Genomic DNA, 22,553 nt, shown 5'->3' on the forward strand with positions numbered 1-22,553 from the left:
CATACAATCAGGCGTTTATTGTTATTAAGGGTTTCAATGTTATAAAAACAGAGGAGCCGGGCATTTTATTTGCCCTTAACGTTGAAGAGGTACTGCCCGTAAACCACATCTTCATTAGTAATACCCTGCGCAATTACCCTGAACTTCCCGGTAACATCGTTGGTGAAAAATGAAAACTCCGCCTCGCCCGAAGTATTAATGGTGACATTATGTTTCCAGAACAGTGTTGACTGGTACTCGGGCACCGAACTGCTGGTATCATCAAAGCTGGCTCCGTAAAATTCTTTTTCGGTATATATGCCTTTGGTTATAAATATGTTGCTGTATTGCTTTTTTTCGTAGATAATACATCCGCGGTATATGATATCTACGAGTTTGCCATTTTGAAACACGCGTACATACTCTCCTTTTTTAGGAAGCCCGAAACTGCCTATTTTGCCGTGGTATCCGCAGTTAAGTATATTATTTACACACTTAAAATCACCACATTCGTTTACCTCAACCGGAACACCATTGTTGGCTGAAGTAGCAAAAAGAGAATTGTCTTTTTTGTCGGTTATTTTTACGCCAGTTAAACTTATGCTCCTTTCAAAGCCTTCAAGCACAGGGGTTTGGTTATTTAATGCCGGTAAAATTGGTGCTGTGTTGGTTTGCTGATCGTTGCGGATCAAATCTTCAATGGTTTTTGTGAAAGGGTTGTTTATGTGGATTACATAAGGGTCTGTTTTGCTTTTTCCCGACATGAAGAATACTGCTTTTTTGCCCGGAGTAACCAGCATTTCTTCAGGCTTTAAAGTGAAAATTCCGCTGTTGTCGGTATGTATTACGCCCGTTAACGTATCTCTTATAGACGTTAGTTCCATGGGCTTTTTTAGAGGCTTATCAGCATACGTTACGTTACCGCTATAGTTTAGGTGCTTGTAGTTTTTAACGGTATCGGCAGGTTTTGTGCCAAGTAATTCGGGCCAGGTATATCTTGTCCAGCCTTTTATCAGCAATAATTCTTCAACATAATGCTTATCTGTAAGGCCTGCATCCATCATGTTGTCTACCTGTGGCAAATTATTTATCTCGCGGTTGAGGTAATAATAGCCTTCAATATTATTCTCTTTACCTATAGCCATGCGGTTATCCTGTATACAGGCTAAAGAAAGAGCGCTGCCCTCAATTGAACTGTTGAGTTTTATTTTGAGCGATACCTTTTGCCTGGTATTATAAGCATTTTTATCTGTACTTATCTCCAGTTTGGGTTTGCGGTAAAAATGCGGAAAGAAGAGCCGCTCCGCAACCGGACGTTCGGCATTATCAAGTACCGTAATTATCGCCAATCCGCGCGGAATAGTACTGAGGTCGATCTTTTCGGGCTTGTTTATTATTGACTTATCCGCATCAAAACTGTAAAAAACCTCGCGATAATTGTGTACCAACACATGATAAGTTTGCGGCGAATTACTCTGAATTTTAAGCGTAAGGCTTTCTTCGTCAAGCGCGTTTTCTACATTTACAACAACCCCTTGCGATAAGGCAACCGGCAGCTTGTAGGCAGTGTCGCGCACACCGGGCAACTTTATTTTTACCTTATATAAAGCATCTTTTTGCGGTGTTAACGAAAAGGTACCCATGCCATAACTATCGGTAGCAATGGTATCCACCGGCTTGTCGTTTTTAAACAGAACGGCATCTGTTCTTAAAGGTTCGCCATGTGTCCCTTTCGCTTCCCAGCCTACCTTGCTGGTTTTACCGGCAACCAGATAGCCGCCTTCAGGATAAAATTTTATGGCAATTTTACGGGCAGGTACAATGTCGATATCCGCTTCCTCAATAAGTTTGCCCTTCCTTACCCGGGCTTTTAATACGTGTCCCTTTGACGATACTTTTTTCGCGTCGAAACTGAATGTATTAGTACCTGTATTATCGGTTCTGGCTTTTGCCGCTAACGCCGGTTGCAATATATCACCCATGCTATAAGTAATATCGGCATCAGTAAGTGGGCCCGTAATGTTTGCTGCATGCAGCGTAGTTTTTATGGTGCCTGATAGTGCCGGGGTATCGGCCAGGCTAAGTGCCAGTTTAATTTCGGGTATGGCAGTGTTTTTTAAAGTGACGGCTTGTTTAAAAACAAGTTCGGGCTGATTATTACTAAGTAGATCGGTAACGGCTGTAAAAGTATAATTGCCGGCCAGTATGGTATCCGGAATTACCATATTGCCAAAGCACAGGCCATTTTGAATTGGAAAACTCTCCTGCGCGATAATACTGTTGTCGGCATCGTTTACCAGCGCTAACGATAATATGCGATGCGCAGCAAGTATGGCTGTATCACAATTAAACACATAGCCTGTAAACCAAACCGATTCGCTATTGGTATAAATGGTTTTATCGAAATGCAGAAAAAGCACCGGTGATGTTTTCTTTATATCGTACAGGGTAAGTTTGGCTAACAATGTATCAGATACGCTTTTCTTTTGCGCGTAACCGTTTATCTTAAATCCAATGATCAGCAGGATACAAATAAGTAATCTCCGGTGGCGTATCATTTCATCTCATCCAAAACTTTAAACATTTTCTCCTTAATGCCTTTGGTGCTGCCATTGTAGTTATTCACCATGATAGAAAAGCAAAGTTCGCGGCCTTTGTAGGTTTGATAACCAGCGTAGGTAAGTACATCGCTGATGCTGCCGCTTTTCATTTTGGTATCATTGTAAATGGGCAGGCTCTCGTAAAAGCTATTGTACCAGCTTTCCTTTTTTGCCGATTGCAGTATGCGCGCCATGGTAAGGGTGGTTACCCTGTCGCCGGGCGAAAGACCGCTGCCATCATAAATATTGAGGGTATATGGGTCGATGCCCTTGGTCTTCCAAAAATCCTGCAATACTTTTACCCCGTTGGGTGTGGTGGGTTCTTTACCGGCCTTCATGGCTATGGTTTTTAACAGCTGCTCGGCGTACAGGTTCACGCTTTTTTGGTTGAGCCAATAAACTATCCTGCCCAGGTCGGGTGATGCTATGGTGGTAATCAGCTTACCTATCGCCGGGATCTGCTGACCTTTCAGGTCATAAGTAATGGTCGACTGCGGTTCGCCGCTTACCTTAATGCCCAGCGCATGCAAGGTATCGGTTAACCGGAACGCTGCTTCAAAAGCAGGATCGGGCACGGCGGCGGATACGGTTTTCTTGGTTTGATCTACAGCGTAAGTACCGCGCAGATACATGAGCTTTCCGCCCGTTGGCAGGTATACAAACGCCCTGTCGCCGGTACCAGCAGCGGAGTTAGTTAACTCGCTGATAAAGTTGAGGTAAGGCATGTTGGGCACCGTACGTAATACGCTGATGCCGCTGCCTACCGCGCCGGTCTTCAATTTAATATCGAACTGGTTTTCGCGCCACGAAAGGGCATTGGCACCGGCCCCATAATAGTTGCCCACATCCTGCCATATCCAACCATCCGGAATGGCCTGGGTGCCGTAAGCGCCATCGTCGCCGATAATGCTGCCGTTTACCTTTTTGATGCCTGCTTTTTGCAGGGCGGTAACCAGCAGGTTGAGCACGTAGCTTTCTTTAGTTGTAGTGTAGCGCCAGCTGCCCAGGGTAGGGTCGCCGCCGCCTTTAATAATGATATTGCCGTTCAGGGTGCCATCGGCAGCGATGGTACCGCTGTAGCCCAATTGGGTTTGGTACTGAAAATCTTTCCCCAACAGGTTAAAAGCCGTAATAGAGGTAATTACCTTTAAGGTAGATGCCGTAGCCAAGCCCATATTTGGGTTGGCGGCAAATACCTGTTCGCCGGTTTTGGCATCGAGCACTGTTAACGATACCGACGCGTAACGGCACTGGCTATCCTGCTGTAACTTATCAAATGCTGTTTTTAACTGTTGTTGCAGGTTTTGTGCATAAGCATGGCCTGCAAGCAAAAATAAACTAACTAACCACGTCCGTTTGTTCTTCATCCTTCCCGTTTCGTTTTGCTATATAATTTGCTACAAAATAAATAGGTATACCGCTTAATACAATAACAAGTCCCGGCCTTGAATAGCCCGGTTTATAAATAAGCAGCAGTATACAAAATGCTAAACCCATCAATACATAAATGGCGGGTAATACCGGGTAACCAAACGCCTTGTAAGGGCGTTCTGCATTGGGGCGTTTAACCCGTAATATGTAAATACCCACAATGGTAAGCACGTAAAATATTACCACCACTAATGATATCATGTCCAGTAAATCGCCGTAATGGCCGCTTAATGATAGTATGGATGCTACAAATGCCTGTATCCATAAACCAAATTCGGGTACCGAATTTTTATTAAGCGTGCCAGTTTTCTTAAAGAACAAGCCATCCTTCGCCATAGTATAATAAACACGCGCGCCTGCGAGTATGAGGCCGTTGTTACAACCAAAGGTTGATACCATGATCATGAGGGCGATAATTTTAGTGCCGATACCGCCAAATATAACGGTAGAGGCGGCTACGGCCACCCTGTCTTTATTGGCTGTGGCAATATCATGCAAAGGCAATACCGCGGTATACATTACGTTGGCCGATACATAAATAATGGTGACGATAAGCGTACCTAAAAACAGGCTAAGGCCGATATTACGTTGCGGGTTTTTCATTTCGCCCGCTATAAAGGTAACGTTGTTCCAGGCATCGCTGCTAAAAATAGAACCTACCAGTGAGGCGGCTATAGCACCCAGGCCGGTAGCGAGCGTGAGGTTGCCTAATATATTGCCGTCCTTATCCATGCCTTTCATTTCCCAGGCATTGCTCCAGTTCGCGTTCCATATTTCGGTTTTAAACGCCAGTATCCCGAAAACGATCAATCCGAATAAACTAAGCAGTTTGGCAAGGGTGAAGGTGGTTTGTATGATCTTTCCGTTTTTTACGCCTTTGGTATTGATGTAGGTAAGCAGGAGGATAACCACAATAGACACGATTTGCGCCGCGCTGATCTTAACATCAAACCCGATGTTGAATGTCAATAATATATTATCCTCACTAACCGCCGGAATAAGGTAAGCAGTAAACTTAGAGAACGCCACGCCAACGGCCGCGATGGTTCCGGTTTGTATTACGGCGAAAAAGCTCCAGCCGTATAAAAAGGCCACAAACTTATTGTATGCTTCTTTAAGGTAAACGTATTGCCCGCCTGCTTTGGGGAACATAGCGCTGAGTTCGCCGTAACTTACGGCAGCGGTGAGCGTCATGAAGCCGGTGATGAGCCAAACAGCGATAAGCCAACCTGCCGAGCCTACATTGCGTATAATATCGGCACTAACTATAAATATACCGGAGCCTATCATGGAGCCCGCTACCAGCATGGTGCCATCGAGCAGGCCGAGTTCGTGTTTGAGTTTGGAGGGAGTAGGGTTTTCTTCCATTTAATTGTTTTGAGGTGGTGTCAGTTAAAATACAGTTTCGCCCGTTGAGGCAAATCTGTGCACCTAATCTATTTAAAAAACTTTATAATTATCATTTACTTGTAAATAAATTAATTTACTATTTTGCATCCCCTGAATTATCGCGATACCAATTACGCTTTACACCTTTTATAAACTAAATAATTAATATGGACTTATTAAACGAATACTTAATTTATCTGATTCCCCTGTTTGGGTTGGTGGGTATACTGGTAATGGCCGTAAAAGCAGCATGGGTTACAAAGCAGCCGGCAGGCGATGCTAACATGACCGAGCTTGCGGGTTATATTGCCAAAGGGGCAATGGCTTTTTTACGTGCGGAATGGAAAGTGCTGAGCTATTTTGTGGTAGTGGCCGGTATTTTACTGGCTTACTCGGGTACTACCGTAGCTACATCAAGCCCGGTTATCGCGGTTTCTTTTGTGATAGGCGCGTTCCTGTCGGCATTTGCCGGTTTTATTGGTATGCGTATAGCTACCAAAGCTAACGTACGCACTACCGAAGCCGCACGTACCAGTTTGGCTAAAGCATTAAAAGTATCTTTTACCGGTGGCACCGTGATGGGCCTTGGCGTTGCCGGTTTAGCTATTATAGGTTTAGGATCATTATTTATTGTGTTCTATACCATGTATGTTAAAAATACAGGTGGTGATGTAAACGGCGAAGCCATGGCGAAAACCCTGGATGTTTTGGCCGGGTTTTCATTAGGTGCCGAGTCTATCGCGCTTTTCGCGCGGGTTGGCGGTGGTATATATACCAAGGCTGCCGACGTAGGCGCCGACCTTGTAGGTAAGGTAGAAGCCGGTATCCCCGAAGATGATGTGCGTAACCCTGCCACCATTGCCGATAACGTGGGCGATAACGTGGGCGACGTAGCCGGTATGGGCGCGGATCTGTTCGGCTCGTATGTGGCTACTATGCTGGCAACGATGGTATTGGGTCGCGAGATCGTATCGCACGATAACTTTGGCGGTATTGCCCCGGTATTGTTACCTATGGTAATTGCCGGTTTAGGTTTGTTATTTTCTATCGTAGGCGCGTCACTGGTTAAAATTAAAAACGAGACTGACAGCGTGCAAAATGCTTTAAATATTGGTAACTGGGCCTCAATTGTGTTAACAGCTATCGCTACATTTTTTGTGGTGCAGTGGATGCTGCCAACCGGACAGCTTTTTCTTACACGTGATGTGGTTGATGGTGTAGTTAAGCCCGGTGCATTGGTATTCGATAAAACAGGTGTTTTCCTGGCCATTATTGTGGGGTTGATTGTGGGTACGCTGATGTCTATCATTACCGAATACTACACGGCTATGGGTAAACGCCCGGTACTGAGCATCATCAGGCAATCGTCAACAGGGCACGCAACCAATATAATTGGTGGTTTGGCCATCGGGATGGAATCTACCGTGTTGCCGATCCTGGTGTTGGCCGCGGGTATTTACGGTTCGTATCATTTTGCAGGTTTGTACGGTGTGGCCGTGGCTGCCGCCGGTATGATGGCTACTACCGCTATGCAGTTAGCCATCGATGCCTTCGGACCGATAGCCGACAATGCAGGTGGTATTGCCGAAATGAGCCGCCTGCCCGAAGAGGTAAGGCACCGTACCGATAACCTGGATGCCGTGGGTAATACTACCGCCGCAACAGGTAAGGGCTTCGCTATTGCTTCGGCAGCGTTAACTTCGCTGGCGCTATTCGCGGCTTTTGTGGGGGTTGCGGGTATTGAGCATATCGATATTTACAAGGCCGATGTACTGGCCGGTTTGTTTGTGGGCGGGATGATCCCTTTCATCTTTTCGGCATTAGCTATTTCGGCAGTAGGCCGCGCGGCTATGGCGATGGTAGAGGAGGTTCGCCGCCAGTTCCGCGAGATACCGGGCATTATGGAATATAAGGCAAAGCCTGAATATGAAAAGTGCGTGGATATTTCCACCAAAGCCTCCATCCGCGAGATGGTAGCCCCGGGATTGATCGCGCTCATTACACCCATCATTATCGGTTTCGCTTTCGGGCCGGAAGTATTGGGCGGTTTGCTGGCTGGTGTTACCGTATCGGGTGTGCTGATGGGCATTTTCCAGAGCAATGCCGGTGGTGCGTGGGACAACGCCAAAAAGTCTTTCGAGAAAGGGGTGGAGATCAACGGCGAGATCTATTACAAAAAATCAGAACCGCATAAAGCTTCGGTAACAGGTGATACCGTGGGCGATCCGTTTAAGGATACTTCAGGCCCGTCGATGAATATTTTGATCAAGCTGATGTCTATCGTATCGCTGGTGATAGCGCCGCATTTAAATCACCAGGTAGATACCAATCCACGCATCCAGCGCGAGCTGAAACAGCAATCAATGGAAAAGCCGACGATACAACGTGGTCATAAATTATAAAGAAATTGATTCATAAGAAACAAAACGGGCAGCCTCAAAGCTGCCCGTTTTGTTTTAACAGGATTATTGATCAGCCTTTACCAGAATTTATAGCCAATAGTGCAGCTGTAAATACCTGCCCTTTGGTCGAGGCTTTTGTTTACCTTGGCAATGCTGTAGCTATAGCCCAGGTCGATCAAAAAGTTTTTAAAGTCGACACCTGCGGCGATCTTGCCGGCAGTAGTGAAATCTTTGTACGCGAAGTTCTGCACCTTAACGGGTTTGTTAAGGTTGAAGCCAAATTCGGCACCTGCACCCGCGTGTACGTTAAAACTTTCCCGGTCAATAAACTTATAGCCGACTAACAACGGCACCTGCACTTGATTGAATTTGGCATCATAGCGTTGGTTCTGAAAATCAAACTTTGAACCATACGAAATGAAATTTACACCGGGTTCAATGTATAAGCGATCGCCTAAGCGGGTGAACACGCCCGCAACAATGCCTGTTTTGCCTTTACGGTCGAACGTGGAGGGATTGCCGTACAAGTTACTGTAATTGGTACCTGCGCGCAGACCAAGGGTAATACCTGTTTGCGCTTTACTAACTTGTGCGAATACCAGGGCGGTAAATAAAACCATTAAAAATTTAAGCGTTTTCATAAAAGGGAATTAATGTTATCAATTATTTCCCCTAAAACACCTGAGTTGGCTTTTACCCTGACGCGGTATTTGGTTTTATGTTGAATTTATTTTTCAAACTACGTTTCAACGGTGATTTTTTCATCTGCGAGTTCTTGCTCTTCGGCAGTAGCTACAGGCTCATCCTGAAGATGGGTAGCCTTATCATCATATTGCAGGCTGATACACATAGGGAAGTGATCAGATCCGCAGCTTTTCATTCGCTTAATGCTGGTTAGGGTAAAGTCGGCCGAGCAAAATATATGATCTAAGGGGAACCGCAGAAAGAAATATTTCGCGTTAAAACTATTAAAAAAGCCCCGGCCTTTTCTGGGGTCTAATAAGCCGCTGATCTTCGAAAACAGGTCGGTAGTATAACTCCAGGCCACGTCGTTCAGATCGCCGATAACCAGTACCGGGATATCGCTCACTTTTGCTTTTTCAGCAACTATTAGTATTTCTTTGTCGCGCTCGGTCGATCTCGGGTTCTCCTGCGGTACAGGAGGTTGCGGGTGCAGGCAGTACAGTTTAATTAGCTTGCCCGAAAGTAACTTTACATTGACCTCCGCAGAGGGAATATCCTCTTCAACCAAATAATTGATAGCCCCGTCAAGCAGTTCCAGTCTGGAATACAACAACAGGCCATACGTGTTTTCCAGCGGGGCTGCCAGCGTGTAGGGGTATTTGGCCCTGATGTCGTCCATTTCATTTTGCCACCAATGGTTGGTTTCCACCATTAATATCACATCCGGATCGCATTCTTTTATGAGTTGATGATAGGCGCGCGATTGCCTGTTTTCCTGGTAAACATTGGCGATAAGCAGCTTGATATTATTCTCACCCGGCGGAAATCGGCTATCTATCAATTGTTTTTCACCAAAGCGGGTAAAGGGGAAAACCAATCGTGTCAGATAAACGAAATTAGCCACAATCGCGGCAAGCAGTATTAAATCGTTAATGTGCCGGTAATCAATGATAAATAATGCCGCGACCAATAAAACGCCGTTCAAAAATAATTTTTGAAGCCTTGGATATTCAAAAACACGAAAGATCCAAAAATCGTGACGGATCAGGGGAATCAGTGTAGTGAAAATGATAAACAGGGTGGCGTAGAAAACGACATTTAGCGGCATCAGCAATAGTAATTATGGGCGTGAACGATGAATATACAATTCAATACTTAAAATGTTCTTGACGGGCTGTAAATGAGTAAGGCGCAGACCTAAATTATTGCTTTGAATACATCAATAAAAAAACATATAATTTTATTATGTTTTATGACGTAAGTTTCATATATTTAGAGAGTTAACCTAACTTATTGCCATGAAAACTCACTCAATCTCTCAGTGTTTAATTTTACTCTTTTTTCTGGTCGCTTTTTCATCAAAGGGATTTTCCCAAGCGACTACTAGTGTTTCGGGATCTAGTAAAGATTTAGTCGGATCTTTTACCGTGATGGATTCGGTTGCCCATAAGGATTACTCTTACAATTATAAAATCACGATTGAAGGATCCGGTAAGATAATTACACACATCACTAATGTAGAAGGGACTCCTGCCCTTGATAGTACATTTACGTTGTTTTCTAAAGCCGAATCTCCATTTTATGCTTCGTTTGCCGCTGTTTTTAAGGGTTTACCCAATATTTCAAGCAAAAGCATACGAGAAACAGCCATAAGCATTTTATCCAAAGTTGACGGTAGGATTGAAATAAAGGATGATGAGCCCAACACCGCTATTGTTAAACTTTTGAGAAAAAAGCTGCCAATTACAATAGTATATAAGTCCGACTCAACGAAAAAAGATCACGCGAGTACTAAACAAGTGGAAGTGAATGTAGAACAGGTAGATATCGAGTTTGAGGATGGAGCGATCAAGAATTTTTCTTTGACTGTTAAGGTCGATAGAAATGATAAAACAGATAACATGGACGATGGCGTTTTGTTATTTAGGAATAATTTTCCGATAGGGATGAGTGGTAAATTTTCACCCGAACGATTAAGAGATAACATTATGTTTGCTTATGATCCATGTCGTGTAGAAGCGTTAACCAGTTCAAAAATCAATAATTATCAAAAATTGCTTAACGATCAAACTGACGATAGCGGATGTCTATTGTCCTCTGCAAAATTTAATCTTGCAGAGCTTATTGATTTTCGACCAATCCTTGAATCGGATAAGGAAGATTATGGCCCTGCTAATCAGGTGATTACGCTTACGCCGGTAAATGATAAAGTAACAGTAAAGAAAGATCGACGCTCGAAAATATTCGAAATTCGGTCTTATACTGATCTTGTAGGAATTGATGGCAAAAGTCCCAATGGCTTGATTCAAATTGAAGCAAGGAAAAAGATATTTTTATTGGAAGACAGAACTCAGCTTTTCGGGGAATACTCTTATTTTGGTGGGTTGAGTTATGTAGAACCTGTTGTAAGGTACTCTAAAATTGACAATAACAACAAAAATTTATTTCCAGATAGTGCCGGGAGTGCAAAAAACTTTGTGACTTATGGGAAGAAAGTTTTAAATGTAAATACTATTGATTTGTATCGTTATCAAAAAGCTAGTTTTCAATTAAATCTCAATATATTCAGTTTTAGTTTCCCTCAGGCGAAACTAAATTTTTTGATTGATGGCAGATTGGGTGCTTACAGAACACCTATAGCGGATAGTTTGAGTGTTTCAGAAGGGCAGTTAAAAAAAGGGCCGGTTGAGTTTGTGAATACCATAAATGTAATGAACTATGGAATTAATTTGTTTTTTAAATTTTTGCCTGATTCCAGGTATCAATTTAATATTGGGTATCATTGGCTCGCAAACAAAATGCTGGACAATAATTATTTACAAACTCAAGGCAAGGGGATTGGTATTTTTTGGATTGATGGATATTTTAAAACTTCCGATAGTTCAAAGCTATTTGTAAGGGGCTCATTCAATCAACAAAACAGTGATACAAGATTAAATTTTATACAAGCTCAATTAGGAGTTACATTAGATATATTTAGGGTTAATTCGAAGCTTTAGATAGAGATTTGAAACACGGGCATTTGTGTGTGACAAGCTACCCTAAATAGATCTTGAATGTTTTATATGGGGACTTGAATTATATATTTGTGCGAAAAATTGAACATGACCAAACACATGATCAGAAAATAATAACTCCGATCTTTTAGGATTAGAAAATTATTTGTCGGGGTCATTTAATCTTGTTTGATTGTTGGTTGCAATAAGTTTTTTTTCTTGCCAGTTATCAGTATTAAGTAGGCCATTTTCGGTTAGTATTTTTCGAAGTGAGGGTTCTATACCTGCGGTAATAGCTTCTGCCTTTATTTGTTTAGTCATATGATCATATATTTTACGATTCGGTATATCGTTAATATGCTTGGACAGCAAAGTGACCATTCTTGCGTATTTTCTACGAGTCCACCATAATGCAAAAATAATGGATATAACAACTAAACCCGTAACAATTAATATTGATATTACAGCGTCGCTCAAGGTGTGAACTTGGTTTTTTAGTGGTTCATGTATGTTGGCAATAATCTTTTTTGTTGCATGGTCAATAATACGGCAAATTGCGGTATCAGTCTTTTCTCCCAAAAGCTGATCTCTTAGCCTTCCAACACGTTCTTTTGTATCGTCGCTTAAGATGTATTCTAGTAAGTCCTTAAATGCATTTCGTATTTCTATGATATCTTCTTTGCTTTTACCTATTAAATTGTATTGTAGTTGTTTAATGTTATTCTGAGCTTTGTTTCCTGTTAACGAATACACGAGTGAATCTGTCCAACGCAAAACTTTTGGATTTATAACCCTTCCTACCAGTCCATCTAAGGCAGGCTCCAATGTTTTATCCAGTGAAGTAATAATAGAATATAGTAGTTTACAAACCACGCGTTTGGTTTCTGGGTTTGCTAATTGTTTTCTCAAGCCAATAAGGGCGTTTTGGGCTATTGAATCCGTATTCTCATTTATCCCCTCGCCGAATTGTTTGCCGATTTTCTTAACACTACACGCTGTTGTTGAAATTATAAATAAAAAGGTGAGTAACAAAAACAGCTGATTTTTTTTAATAATTTGCATGATTAATAGGTTTGGTTTAAGTTAAAAATGCTGCCGAACGAGGTCTGCTTATTACTAAATCAAAGTCGTTATATCCAATATAAAATCCATATCAGTATCCGGATGATTAAATAAGTATCTGTAATCTCCATTTATTTAATAATAAATGATATAATGTCAAATTGGCTTTGATGAATATAAATCATATATAGACTTAAATATATGTTTTTTTTACATAAATATCAAATAGTCAGATGTTTGTTATCTATTGTTCTCTCTTTGAGTGAGAAAGTTATTACACTTAATTATATCATCGTTTGATCCAATAAAAAAGAGTGATTGCGATATTTGGAATTGTTATTTCTCAATATGCAATACGTAATAATTTCAGGATAGATATTATATACCTTATTTTTTATACTTTCGGTTCCACACCAATTAACCTTATGAACAGCCCTCTTTCTAAACCATTAACACGAATAATCTTATTCTTTTTAACGCTATTGCCAATATCCGGCTTTTCGCAAGTAAAACCGGGCGATAAGGAGATCATTGCAGGGGCAGAAAAGGTGATAAAAAAATATCATTCCGGGGCCGACAAGGCGAATAACGTGGTTAAGGTGGTTTACTTTCACGGTAGCGATCGCCAACCCCTCGCTAACTGGAGCGAGCGTTTAGACCGTACCCTTACTGCCGTAAATAATTTTTATATAGAAGAATTTAAACGGTTCGGTATTAAAACCGATGGTGTTAACTTTGAAAAATCGGGTAAAAAATATGTGATCACCGTTATAGCGGGCGACCAATATTCTAAAGCCTACGATGTTAATTCGGGGGCGCTGATTCAATCGGAAATAGCCAGGAAAGCCGCCGGTAAAATAGATTTCGCTAACGATCATGTACTGGTTTTAACCGGGCTTACCTATCAGCGGGATGACGGGGTTTATGTATTTCATTCGCCCTACATGGGTACAGGCTCGTCAGAAAGGGGCGTGTGCTACGCTTCCGACAATGAGTTGCTCGACCCCAAATTACTTACCGATACAGTTACCCACATGAGGTTTACCGAACGGGCCAACATGTTTAAAGAGTGCGGTGTTGCCGAATTTAACAGCTGGTACATTGGCGGCATAGCGCACGAGATGGGGCACATGTTTGGTTTATACCATGATTTTGGTAACCCGGCCGAACTCACCGCATCAACCATCTCGCTGATGGGCGAGTATGGCAGCCGCCATTTCGGTGGTTACCTTTGGGGCGACAAAACCTCTCGCATTTCGGCGGCAGGTATATTGCAATTGCTTAGTCACCCGGTGTTCACTAAATCGCGCAGGGAGATCAATACGCATACATCGCTCACGTTAAGCGATATCAATCTTCAAAATCAGGATAATGGCATACAGCTTAAAGCCAATATCAGTGGCAGCCAGTCGCCTTACGTGTTAACAGTATTGGTACATTCGGTTAATGCCAACGAATATTTTAACGAAAGTTCCATTTACCCCATAACAGCTACGGGGCCATTAAACATACTGCTGAAAAAGTGGCCGGCCGGGGTTTATCGCGCAACACTTATGTTTATATTTCCTAACGGCACTTTGCAGGTGTTTAATAAACTTTTTAATGTTAGTGGCAGCGGTGCCGAATTGCTGAATGTACCGGGTGTAAGCACGGTGGATATTAAGGAATATTATACGCGCCTTTCTAAAAGTGAAAAAACGCCTCAAATAAAGCTAAAGCTCAAAATATTGGAGGATATCATCAAAGATGCGCTGCCGGTTGACGCGACTGCTTTTAAGGGCGACAGTCTTTACCTGTCGGATGCTGAATGGGAAGTTGCCAATGTTGGCTGGGAAAAGCCTGCACGTAACTATTTCACAACAGAGGCGGAACAGACATTTTTTCTTGAAAATCAGGGCCAGCTATTTGAAAAGGGAATATTCGCGCATTCGCCCTCTACCTACACATTTCGCTTAAATAAAAAATGGAACAGGTTCTCGGCGGTTGTTGGTCTGCGCGATTTTGCACATCAGCAGGGTTCGGCAAAGTTTACCGTTATTGGCGATGGCAAGGTGCTGTACGAGTCGCCCGCGTTGCGGGTAGGGGAGCGTGCCAATGTTAATATCGATATTAAAAACGTGAAGGTAATTGAGCTTAAGGCCAACGGTACGGAAGGGCATAATTTCAATTCGTGGGCAAGCTGGTTCAATCCTTTGCTGGGGAGGTAAGAGGGCTGGGGCTGGAATCAAATATTAACTTGAACACTCTATGATATTTTAAATATTTAATTCTTGATATGTCTGAAAGTTGTATCAACGGCAGGGTTAATCCTAACGCCGACACAAAATTGCGGTTATTTGCTGATTCCGCAGGTTATTGTAATAGACCTGGATGTCATCGTTATCTTTTCTCCGATCTGAACATTGCTGACTATCATATTGGGGAAATGGCGCATATAATAGCTGCATCAGACAAGGGGCCACGAGCCAACAAAAATCTTGATGTAGAAGATAAAGCTGAATATAACAATTTAATACTCCTTTGTCCCTCATGCCATACGGAGATTGATAAAGCGCCAGAAGTGTTTTCAGTCGAACTCGTCCACGATTGGAAAGCTAATCACAAGAAACGCATTATCGAAACTATAGGTATTCCAGAGTACAATAATCGAAAAGAAGCCAGAACCTATATCACCCAAATTTTGCGTACAAATAAAGTGATTTTTGACAAGTGGAATCCTGATCTGTCATATCGTGAGAATCCCGAAGCAGAAGAATCGGTAGTTTGGAAAAGAAAAATGCTTTCACAAATTATTCCTAACAACCAAAAAGCTTTGTTGTTTTTGGATATGAATGCCCACTTACTTTACGAAGAAGAACTTATCACAGTAGAAAATTTCCGGCAGCATGTTGATGATTTAATTGAACGACATTTTGGCGATAATTTGGGAATAGCGAGTAGGTTTCCAGTAAAATTGAATGATATTTTAAAGAGTTAATATGAGTTACAGAGATTGGTTGGTATCAAAGCTAAAAGAACCTGAAGAAAATCAAGAAATAGATAGCGTCACGGCACTCGACGATTCCTTAATTGAAATCCAAACTAAGAAAGGAAAAACTGTAGTTGTCGGTACTATTTATACTGCCAACATTACCAATCATGATGTTTACAAAGTTTATATAAGTGGATCAAAATTTCCTAACATTATGGTTGCAAAAACTGCCGCAATTTGGAATGGTAGTGCAATTGATTATTCACGGCAACAAGGCATGGGTTGGGGAGGATTAGGTGAAATCTCTAATACCTTTGATACCGACGATTATGCAAGAGTCCAAAAAAGAGAATATAGATTTGTAGAAGAAGGGCTTTTAAATCATTCTCGAGTAACGCGTTTAGAGCGTATATATGATCGTGTTTTCAAAATTCATAGGAATAGCGGCCTTCCCCCTATGATTATAGTATTGATAAATTCGTATGAGTTAAACGGAGATGAAATTAGACATGCAAAAAGAACATACGGAAATTTTGACGCGGTCTTAAAAACAAACCCTAATGGTAATCCAACTGGAAATGCTTATTCTGCAGCAGAAGAAATTGGGGTAGATATTCTTGTATGGCGTGGATTACTCGGTAGACTTAATAGAAAATGATATATGAAATAGATGCCATAGCTCATACACTTAAAGAGAACTTTCAGCAAATTGATATAATTAAAGTATTCGTTTTTGGTTCGGTTATTCGTCCCGGCGTGAAGCCTAATGATATTGATATATTAATCATTTATGATGATCTAACTCATCCTCCCCAAATAAGAGAACTTTTAAAAAACTTGGGGTACATGCCTATTCATCTTATTTTTTTAACTCATCAAGAAGAAGTTGAAACAAATTTTATTGCGGCACAAGAATGTGTTCGTCTTTATTAAGTTGTATGACATCCATCCCTTTTGCCACATTTTTGTGATTAATTATCAGGCTTTAATTTTTGTGGTTATATTGGGCGTTTGGTTAATCGATTTTGCATTTCCCGCGGTAGCGGAGCGCGAAGTATACCTGTCACCACATAAACTATGAAGAAGATTTTTTTATCCATTACCGCTATCGCGATAGCTTCACTTTTTGTGTTCTTTAAACGACCGGCCCCGCCAAAGGCGAAAGATAACCGGCCTAACATCGTACTCATTATGGCTGATGACCTGGGCTTTTCTGATGTAGGTTGTTACGGCTCGGAGATCCGTACGCCTAACATCGATTACCTGGCATCGCAGGGGATAAAATATACCCGCTTTTATAATACTTCACGCTGCTGCCCTACACGTGCTTCACTTTTAACGGGCCTGTATAACCAGCAGGCAGGTATCGGTAACATGACGGATGTTGAAGACGAGCCGGGCTACCTTGGCCACCTGTCTGAAAATTCGGTAACCATTGCCGAGGTGCTGAAGCAGGCCGGTTACCATACCGCTATGACGGGTAAGTGGCATGTATCAAATACTATAGGCCAAAAAGATCCCCAGGAACAAATGAAATGGTTGAACCATCAGTCGTACCACCCTACATTTTCGCCGATAGAGCAGTACCCAACCAGTCGCGGGTTTGAAAAGTTTTATGGTACTATTTGGGGCGTGGTAGATTTTTTCGACCCATTCAGTTTGGTTAACGGTACCGAGCCTGTGAAAACAGTACCTAAAAATTATTACCATACCGATGCCATTAACGATACTGCCGCCTCCTACATCAGGCAGATGAGTAAAAGTGATCAACCCTTCTTTTTATACGTAGCCGAAAACGCGCCGCACTGGCCGCTGATGGCACTGCCCGAAGATATTGCCAAATACAAAGACACCTACAAAGTGGGTTGGGACAGAATACGTGCGGCCCGCTATCGCAGACTGGTGAAGGCCGGTATCATCGATCCGAAAAAAGCGCCGCTGTCTGAACGTGTTAATGATAAACTGAAATGGGAAGATAACCCCGATAAAGAATGGGATGCCGCCGCCATGGCCGTACATGCTGCCATGATTGATCGTATGGATCAGGGCATAGGCCGCATTATCAAAGCTCTGAAAGAAACAGGTCAGCTGGAAAATACGCTGATCGTTTTCTTGAGTGACAACGGCGCCAGCAATGAAAACTGTACCGCCTATGGCCCCGGTTTTGACCGCCCCAACCAAACACGCACCGGCGAAAAGATAGTTTATGATCTGAAAAAACAGATCATTCCGGGTAAGCAAACTTCTTATGCGTCGATAGGGCAGCGCTGGGCCAATGTGGCCAATACGCCATATCGCTACTGGAAAGCCGAATCGTACGAAGGTGGGGTGCATACCCCGATGATCGCTTTTTGGCCGAAGGGTATTACCACTAAAAAGGGCGGTGTATCCGCGCAGATGGGGCACGTGAAAGATTTTATGGCCACTTTTATCGAGGTAGCCAAAGCTAAATATCCAACAGAATACAAGGGCCGCAAGGTATTGCCATCGCAAAGCAAAAGCATGGTAAGCTCGTTTAAGGGCAAGGCAGCAGAGGATGAGGTACTGTTTAACGAACATTTCCGTGCACGCTATGTAAGGGCTAAAGACTGGAAGATGGTATCCTTATCAAACGATACCACCTGGAGGCTGTACCGCATTAACGACGACGAAACCGAGATAAATAATGTTGCCGGTAAATACCCTGAAAAGGTGAGCCAGTTAAGCAGCCTGTGGCATACCTGGGCCAAAAACAACAAAGTATACCCCAAACCGAGATAGGCGGCTAAAGCATGCGATCAATTCAAAAAACGATAGCGGGTAAAACGAACCGGATCAGCGTAGTTATGCTGGGCATGCTGGCTTTGCTGGCATCGGCCTGTGGTAACGGCAATAAACCGGCAGCGAAAAAAGATACGCTTGCTGCATCGCGTAAAAAAAAGGCGGTGTATTGCGAATCGAATTTGCCATCGCGCTATGGCGCTGTGAAGGCGGATAGCAGTAATGTAACATCGGGTACGTTGAAAAACCATGAAGGTATGGTTTGGATCCCCGGCGGGGAATACCAGATGGGAGGCGATAATGAGCAGGCTGCCGAAGATGAGTATCCAAAGCATAAAGTAGAGGTATCGGGTTTTTGGATGGATATTACCGAGGTGACCAACGCGCAGTTCGAAAAATTTGTAAAGGCTACCGACTACCTCACTACCGCAGAGCAGAAACCCGATTGGGAAGAACTGAAGAAACAACTGCCGCCGGGCACACCCAAGCCCGATGAAAGTCTGCTGGTACCGGCATCGCTGGTGTTTACCCCTCCCGATCATGAAATAGCTTTAGATAACTACGCGCAATGGTGGTCGTGGCAAAAGGGGGCCAACTGGCGCCATCCGCAAGGGGCTGCGAGTACGATCAAGGGTAAGGAAAATTACCCGGTGGTACACATTTCTTATTACGATGCCCTGGCCTACTGCAAATGGGCGGGTAAACGCTTGCCAACCGAAGCCGAATGGGAGTGGGCCGCGCGGGGCGGATTAAAGAATAACATTTACCCATGGGGAAACGAGGCGGTTGATGCCGGTAAGCCCAAGGCCAATAGCTGGCAGGGCAGCTTCCCCTGGAAGAATACGGTGAAGGATAAATACTATCGCACTGCACCCGTAAAAAGCTTTAGCCCCAATAACTATAAACTTTACGATATGGCAGGCAATGTATGGGAGTGGTGTGCCGACTTGTATCACAACCAATATTACAGCGAGGTAAATAAGCCGAACGGCGTAAAAGACCCGCAAGGCCCGGCCACAAGTTATGATCCCGAAGAGCCAAATGCTAAGAAAAGGGTGATCAGGGGCGGCTCGTTTTTGTGTAATGATAGTTATTGCTCGGGGTACCGTGTAGCCCGGCGTATGAAAAGCACCGAAGACAGCGGAATGGAGCATTTGGGCTTCAGATGTGTGGCCGCGCGATAGTTTTACTGTTATAAAGACAGTTTACGTGCGCGTTTTCGCTTAAAGTGGGTTTAAAAAGCCACGTGCCTGTTTTAAGGAGCTAAAAGGTTGTGATTTTAAATAAGCGTTTGGCTGTTTAGGGTTTTAAATACTGTTTATATTGTTGCATTTATAAAATATTGCATACAAAATTTATAATAAATGGTTTGTTGTAATCTATACTTTACGATTTCAATAAATTTAAGTACGTTTGGGGAAGTATTTGTACTTATTTAACTGATCTTACAAATTAAAAAATGAAGCTTTTTATTAAAAAACCTATTGCTCAACTAATGGCCGCCACGGCAGAGACAGCAGATTCGCTTAAGCGTACGCTGGGTCCTGTATCGCTGGTAGCATTAGGTATTGGTGCAATTATCGGAGCCGGTATTTTTGTGCGTACTGCATCTGCTGCAGGTGAACACGCCGGTCCGGCCGTTACCATTTCATTTCTTATCGCGGCAGCGGGTTGCGCCCTTGCCGGATTATGTTACGCTGAATTTGCCAGTATGATCCCTATCGCTGGTTCGGCTTACACTTACTCTTATGCCACCATGGGCGAGTTCATCGCCTGGATCATAGGGTGGGATTTAGTACTCGAATATGCCCTTGGCGCAGCAACGGTATCCATAGGCTGGTCGCAGTACTTTAATGAGGCCCTGTATACTTTCACCAATGTGCACATACCCTACGCGTGGTCGCACGGCCCGTGGGAGGTATCAAATACCACTACAGGCATGTACGCTGCCGAGTTAGGCTCGCATGGTATCATCAACCTGCCTGCTATACTTATCTTGTTCCTGCTTTCGCTACTGCTTATTCGCGGTACCGCTGAATCGGCAGGTGTGAACAACGTTATCGTTATTGTAAAGGTTGCTATCGTGTTATTGATCATCGGCTTAGGCTGGCAGTTCATTAACCCTGCTAACCACACCCCATACCTGATCCCTGCTGATGCGGGCCAGGTAAAGGTGAGTACAGGTGTAATTGATTACGGTGCTACATTTAACCACGGCTGGCTTGGCGTATTGCGCGGCGCGAGTGTGGTGTTCTTCGCTTTCATCGGTTTCGATGCGGTATCAACCGCTGCGCAGGAAGCCAAAAATCCTCAAAAAGATATGCCTAAAGGTATCCTGATCTCTTTGGTGATCTGTACTGCGCTTTACATCTTATTCGCTCACGTATTAACCGGTTTGGTATCTTATAAAGAGTTTTTAATCCAAGGTAAAGAAGCTTCGGTAACTTATGCCATAAAAGCGGCGATGGGTCCAAGCTACACTTGGTTAGCTTCTTTGGTAACCATCTCTATTTTGGCAGGTTTCTCTTCGGTTATCCTGGTGATGCTGATGGGCCAAACCCGTGTATTCTATACCATGAGTACTGACGGTTTGATCCCTAAGATCTTCTCTAAACTGCACCCTAAATTCCGTACGCCATACAAATCACAATGGTTGTTCTTTGTATTCGTATCGTTGTTCGCAGGTTTTATTCCTGACAGGATTGTAGGTGACATGGTGAGTATCGGTACCTTATTCGCGTTCGTACTGGTTTGCCTTGGTATCTTCATCCTGCGCAAAACCGATCCGAACCTGGTTCGTCCGTTCAAAACACCTATATACCAGGTTGTTTGTCCGCTTGGCGCTGCTATTTGTTTATGTATGATCGCCAGCGAAGGTTTAGAGAACTGGTTGAGATTGATTGGCTGGTTGCTGATCGGTTTCGTGATCTACTTCGGTTACAGTGTTAAACGTTCACACGTTAGGCATGGTAAAGTTGAAGGTGCTACTGATCCTATCAACCCTAAATTTGTTGAATAATATATCAATCTTGATACATCACAAAAAAGGTTCTGAGCATTCAGAACCTTTTTTGTTTTTACGGCTTATTATGAATTAGCGATACCAATAAATGAAAGCCAATAAAAGCCTGTGGATACTTGCTGTAATATGTGTGATCAATTCCATGGGGTTTGGTATTGTGGTGCCGCTGCTGTACAGCTACGGCAAAAAGTTTGGTGTTACCGAGCATACCATCGGGCTGCTTACGGCAGCGTTCTCTATAGCGCAATTCTTTGCTACGCCGGTGCTGGGCGCATTGTCTGATAAATGGGGGAGGAAACCTGTATTGGTGATTAGCCTTATTGGGACGTGTATCTCTTTTATCCTGTTCGCGCAGGCACGCAGTATTATCATGCTTTTCGCTGCGCGGATATTGGACGGCTTAACAGGCGGCAATATCTCCGTAGCGCAAGCCATGGTATCTGATATTTCATCCCCTAAAGACCGCGCCAAAAACTTCGGGATCTTGAGTTCGGCATTCGGTTTCGGCTTTGTGGCCGGGCCTGCCATTGGTGGCTTGCTGAGTAAAATGGGTTTGCAGGTGCCGTTTTATTTTGCCTCGGTGATCGCTTTGGCAGGTATCCTGATCACGATGTTCTTCCTGAAAGAAACCAATACCGAAAGGAAAGACAAGCAGGAATACCAATTCAACTATGCCTGGCTCATTGCCGTGTTAAAACAACCCATAGTGGGTGTATCCATCTTCATCGGTTTTATGCTTACCATGGCGCAGTTCAGCATGATCATCGGTTTCCAAACTTTCAGCGTAGATCAGCTTAAACTATCGCCCACGCAAATCGGCCTCTTTTACGCGGGCTTTGCCATTACGGGGATTGTAATGCAATTGCTGGTGCCGCTGCTCACCAAGGCATTCAGCTCAAAAGCAATCATATTATTGATATCTACGCTGATATGCCTCGGCGCCATGATCTTAAGTGGTTTTGCTACCGGGTTTGTATTGTTCGCGGTAGCGGTTTGCGTGTATGGCTTGTTCAACGGCCTGCGCAACCCCATGCTCAACGCAATTATTGCCGATAACAGCGACAGTAAAGAACAAGGCAAAGTGTTGGGCATCAATCAGTCATATACCTCCATCGGGCAAACGCTTGGACCTGTAACCGCCGGTCTTATTACTGTAATTTCTGTTCATAGTATATTCTTTTTAGCATCTTTCTATATTTTAATTGCATTTTTGTTGTGTTTTAAGCTGAAGTCACAAAACGCCTCATAAAATACCCC

At 43.3% G+C, this 22,553-nt stretch carries 16 protein-coding genes; 10 read left to right on the forward strand and 6 right to left on the reverse strand.

Annotation, left to right across the window (positions count from 1 at the left end; translation table 11 throughout):
• Positions 1-65: 65 nt before the first annotated feature.
• Genes AC07NA_RS20665 through AC07NA_RS20675 form a run of 3 tightly spaced genes read right to left on the reverse strand, consistent with a single transcriptional unit; the run spans position 66 to position 5,378 of the window.
• A complete protein-coding gene (locus tag AC07NA_RS20665; protein ID WP_494899391.1) occupies positions 66-2,537 on the reverse strand; it encodes a hypothetical protein in 2,472 nt (823 codons plus the stop codon).
• Positions 2,534-3,946: a D-alanyl-D-alanine carboxypeptidase/D-alanyl-D-alanine endopeptidase gene (gene dacB, locus AC07NA_RS20670; RefSeq protein ID WP_494899393.1), complete on the reverse strand. Its 1,413-nt coding sequence runs from the start codon at positions 3,944-3,946 to the stop codon at positions 2,534-2,536. Before dacB ends, AC07NA_RS20665 begins: the two co-directional genes overlap by 4 nt.
• The gene (locus tag AC07NA_RS20675) at positions 3,918-5,378 is read right to left on the reverse strand and encodes an APC family permease (protein ID WP_345212750.1); all 1,461 of its coding nucleotides are present in this window, start codon (positions 5,376-5,378) and stop codon (positions 3,918-3,920) included. Before AC07NA_RS20675 ends, dacB begins: the two co-directional genes overlap by 29 nt.
• A gap of 188 nt (positions 5,379-5,566) precedes the next feature.
• On the opposite strand from AC07NA_RS20675, the gene AC07NA_RS20680 reads away from it, so the two are divergent.
• The gene (locus AC07NA_RS20680) at positions 5,567-7,801 is read left to right on the forward strand and encodes a sodium-translocating pyrophosphatase (RefSeq protein WP_494899395.1); all 2,235 of its coding nucleotides are present in this window, start codon (positions 5,567-5,569) and stop codon (positions 7,799-7,801) included.
• Positions 7,802-7,878: 77 nt separating this feature from the next.
• On the opposite strand, the gene AC07NA_RS20685 is transcribed toward AC07NA_RS20680, so the two are convergent.
• The gene (locus AC07NA_RS20685; protein WP_494899397.1) at positions 7,879-8,442 is read right to left on the reverse strand and encodes a porin family protein; all 564 of its coding nucleotides are present in this window, start codon (positions 8,440-8,442) and stop codon (positions 7,879-7,881) included.
• 98 nt (positions 8,443-8,540) lie between these two features.
• Positions 8,541-9,593 (reverse strand): endonuclease/exonuclease/phosphatase family protein, encoded by a 1,053-nt coding sequence (locus tag AC07NA_RS20690; protein ID WP_494899399.1) that lies wholly within the window; start codon positions 9,591-9,593, stop codon positions 8,541-8,543.
• 190 nt (positions 9,594-9,783) lie between these two features.
• On the opposite strand from AC07NA_RS20690, the gene AC07NA_RS20695 reads away from it, so the two are divergent.
• A complete protein-coding gene (locus AC07NA_RS20695; RefSeq protein WP_494899401.1) occupies positions 9,784-11,484 on the forward strand; it encodes a hypothetical protein in 1,701 nt (566 codons plus the stop codon).
• A gap of 159 nt (positions 11,485-11,643) precedes the next feature.
• Here the strand turns inward: AC07NA_RS20695 and AC07NA_RS20700 are convergent, their stop codons facing one another.
• Positions 11,644-12,543 (reverse strand): hypothetical protein, encoded by a 900-nt coding sequence (locus tag AC07NA_RS20700; protein ID WP_494899403.1) that lies wholly within the window; start codon positions 12,541-12,543, stop codon positions 11,644-11,646.
• 425 nt (positions 12,544-12,968) lie between these two features.
• On the opposite strand from AC07NA_RS20700, the gene AC07NA_RS20705 reads away from it, so the two are divergent.
• From AC07NA_RS20705 to AC07NA_RS20740, 8 genes are all read left to right on the forward strand, one after another.
• Complete coding sequence (locus AC07NA_RS20705; RefSeq protein WP_494899405.1) at positions 12,969-14,750, forward strand: NPCBM/NEW2 domain-containing protein; 1,782 nt, start codon at positions 12,969-12,971, stop codon at positions 14,748-14,750.
• Positions 14,751-14,818: 68 nt separating this feature from the next.
• Positions 14,819-15,520 carry a hypothetical protein gene (locus tag AC07NA_RS20710; protein WP_494899407.1) on the forward strand — a complete coding sequence of 234 codons (702 nt, stop codon included), beginning with the start codon at positions 14,819-14,821 and terminating at the stop codon, positions 15,518-15,520.
• A 1-nt stretch (position 15,521) separates the two neighbouring features.
• Positions 15,522-16,172, forward strand: a complete 651-nt coding sequence (locus AC07NA_RS20715; protein WP_494899408.1) for a hypothetical protein — start codon at positions 15,522-15,524, stop codon at positions 16,170-16,172.
• A complete protein-coding gene (locus AC07NA_RS20720; RefSeq protein WP_494899409.1) occupies positions 16,169-16,447 on the forward strand; it encodes a nucleotidyltransferase domain-containing protein in 279 nt (92 codons plus the stop codon). The genes AC07NA_RS20715 and AC07NA_RS20720 overlap by 4 nt, the downstream gene beginning before the upstream one ends.
• A 144-nt stretch (positions 16,448-16,591) precedes the next feature.
• A complete protein-coding gene (locus AC07NA_RS20725; protein WP_494899410.1) occupies positions 16,592-18,274 on the forward strand; it encodes an arylsulfatase in 1,683 nt (560 codons plus the stop codon).
• An 11-nt stretch (positions 18,275-18,285) separates the two neighbouring features.
• Positions 18,286-19,458 (forward strand): formylglycine-generating enzyme family protein, encoded by a 1,173-nt coding sequence (locus AC07NA_RS20730; RefSeq protein ID WP_494899412.1) that lies wholly within the window; start codon positions 18,286-18,288, stop codon positions 19,456-19,458.
• A 275-nt stretch (positions 19,459-19,733) separates the two neighbouring features.
• Positions 19,734-21,293 carry an amino acid permease gene (locus tag AC07NA_RS20735; RefSeq protein ID WP_494899413.1) on the forward strand — a complete coding sequence of 520 codons (1,560 nt, stop codon included), beginning with the start codon at positions 19,734-19,736 and terminating at the stop codon, positions 21,291-21,293.
• Between the two features lie 91 nt (positions 21,294-21,384).
• A complete protein-coding gene (locus tag AC07NA_RS20740; RefSeq protein ID WP_494899414.1) occupies positions 21,385-22,545 on the forward strand; it encodes an MFS transporter in 1,161 nt (386 codons plus the stop codon).
• The last annotated feature ends 8 nt before the right edge of the window (positions 22,546-22,553 follow it).

It is taken from the genome of Mucilaginibacter sp. GW821-FHT07G05 (assembly GCF_059418565.1).

Bases quoted from the DNA above. Each gene is read 5' to 3' on its own strand.
- AC07NA_RS20665 (WP_494899391.1), bottom strand. From the start codon at position 2,537: ATGATACGCCACCGGAGATTACTTATTTGTATCCTGCTGATCATTGGA.
- dacB (WP_494899393.1), bottom strand. From the start codon at position 3,946: ATGAAGAACAAACGGACGTGGTTAGTTAGTTTATTTTTGCTTGCAGGC.
- AC07NA_RS20675 (WP_345212750.1), bottom strand. From the start codon at position 5,378: ATGGAAGAAAACCCTACTCCCTCCAAACTCAAACACGAACTCGGCCTG.
- AC07NA_RS20680 (WP_494899395.1), top strand. From the start codon at position 5,567: ATGGACTTATTAAACGAATACTTAATTTATCTGATTCCCCTGTTTGGG.
- AC07NA_RS20685 (WP_494899397.1), bottom strand. From the start codon at position 8,442: ATGAAAACGCTTAAATTTTTAATGGTTTTATTTACCGCCCTGGTATTC.
- AC07NA_RS20690 (WP_494899399.1), bottom strand. From the start codon at position 9,593: ATGCCGCTAAATGTCGTTTTCTACGCCACCCTGTTTATCATTTTCACT.
- AC07NA_RS20695 (WP_494899401.1), top strand. From the start codon at position 9,784: ATGAAAACTCACTCAATCTCTCAGTGTTTAATTTTACTCTTTTTTCTG.
- AC07NA_RS20700 (WP_494899403.1), bottom strand. From the start codon at position 12,543: ATGCAAATTATTAAAAAAAATCAGCTGTTTTTGTTACTCACCTTTTTA.
- AC07NA_RS20705 (WP_494899405.1), top strand. From the start codon at position 12,969: ATGAACAGCCCTCTTTCTAAACCATTAACACGAATAATCTTATTCTTT.
- AC07NA_RS20710 (WP_494899407.1), top strand. From the start codon at position 14,819: ATGTCTGAAAGTTGTATCAACGGCAGGGTTAATCCTAACGCCGACACA.
- AC07NA_RS20715 (WP_494899408.1), top strand. From the start codon at position 15,522: ATGAGTTACAGAGATTGGTTGGTATCAAAGCTAAAAGAACCTGAAGAA.
- AC07NA_RS20720 (WP_494899409.1), top strand. From the start codon at position 16,169: ATGATATATGAAATAGATGCCATAGCTCATACACTTAAAGAGAACTTT.
- AC07NA_RS20725 (WP_494899410.1), top strand. From the start codon at position 16,592: ATGAAGAAGATTTTTTTATCCATTACCGCTATCGCGATAGCTTCACTT.
- AC07NA_RS20730 (WP_494899412.1), top strand. From the start codon at position 18,286: ATGCGATCAATTCAAAAAACGATAGCGGGTAAAACGAACCGGATCAGC.
- AC07NA_RS20735 (WP_494899413.1), top strand. From the start codon at position 19,734: ATGAAGCTTTTTATTAAAAAACCTATTGCTCAACTAATGGCCGCCACG.
- AC07NA_RS20740 (WP_494899414.1), top strand. From the start codon at position 21,385: ATGAAAGCCAATAAAAGCCTGTGGATACTTGCTGTAATATGTGTGATC.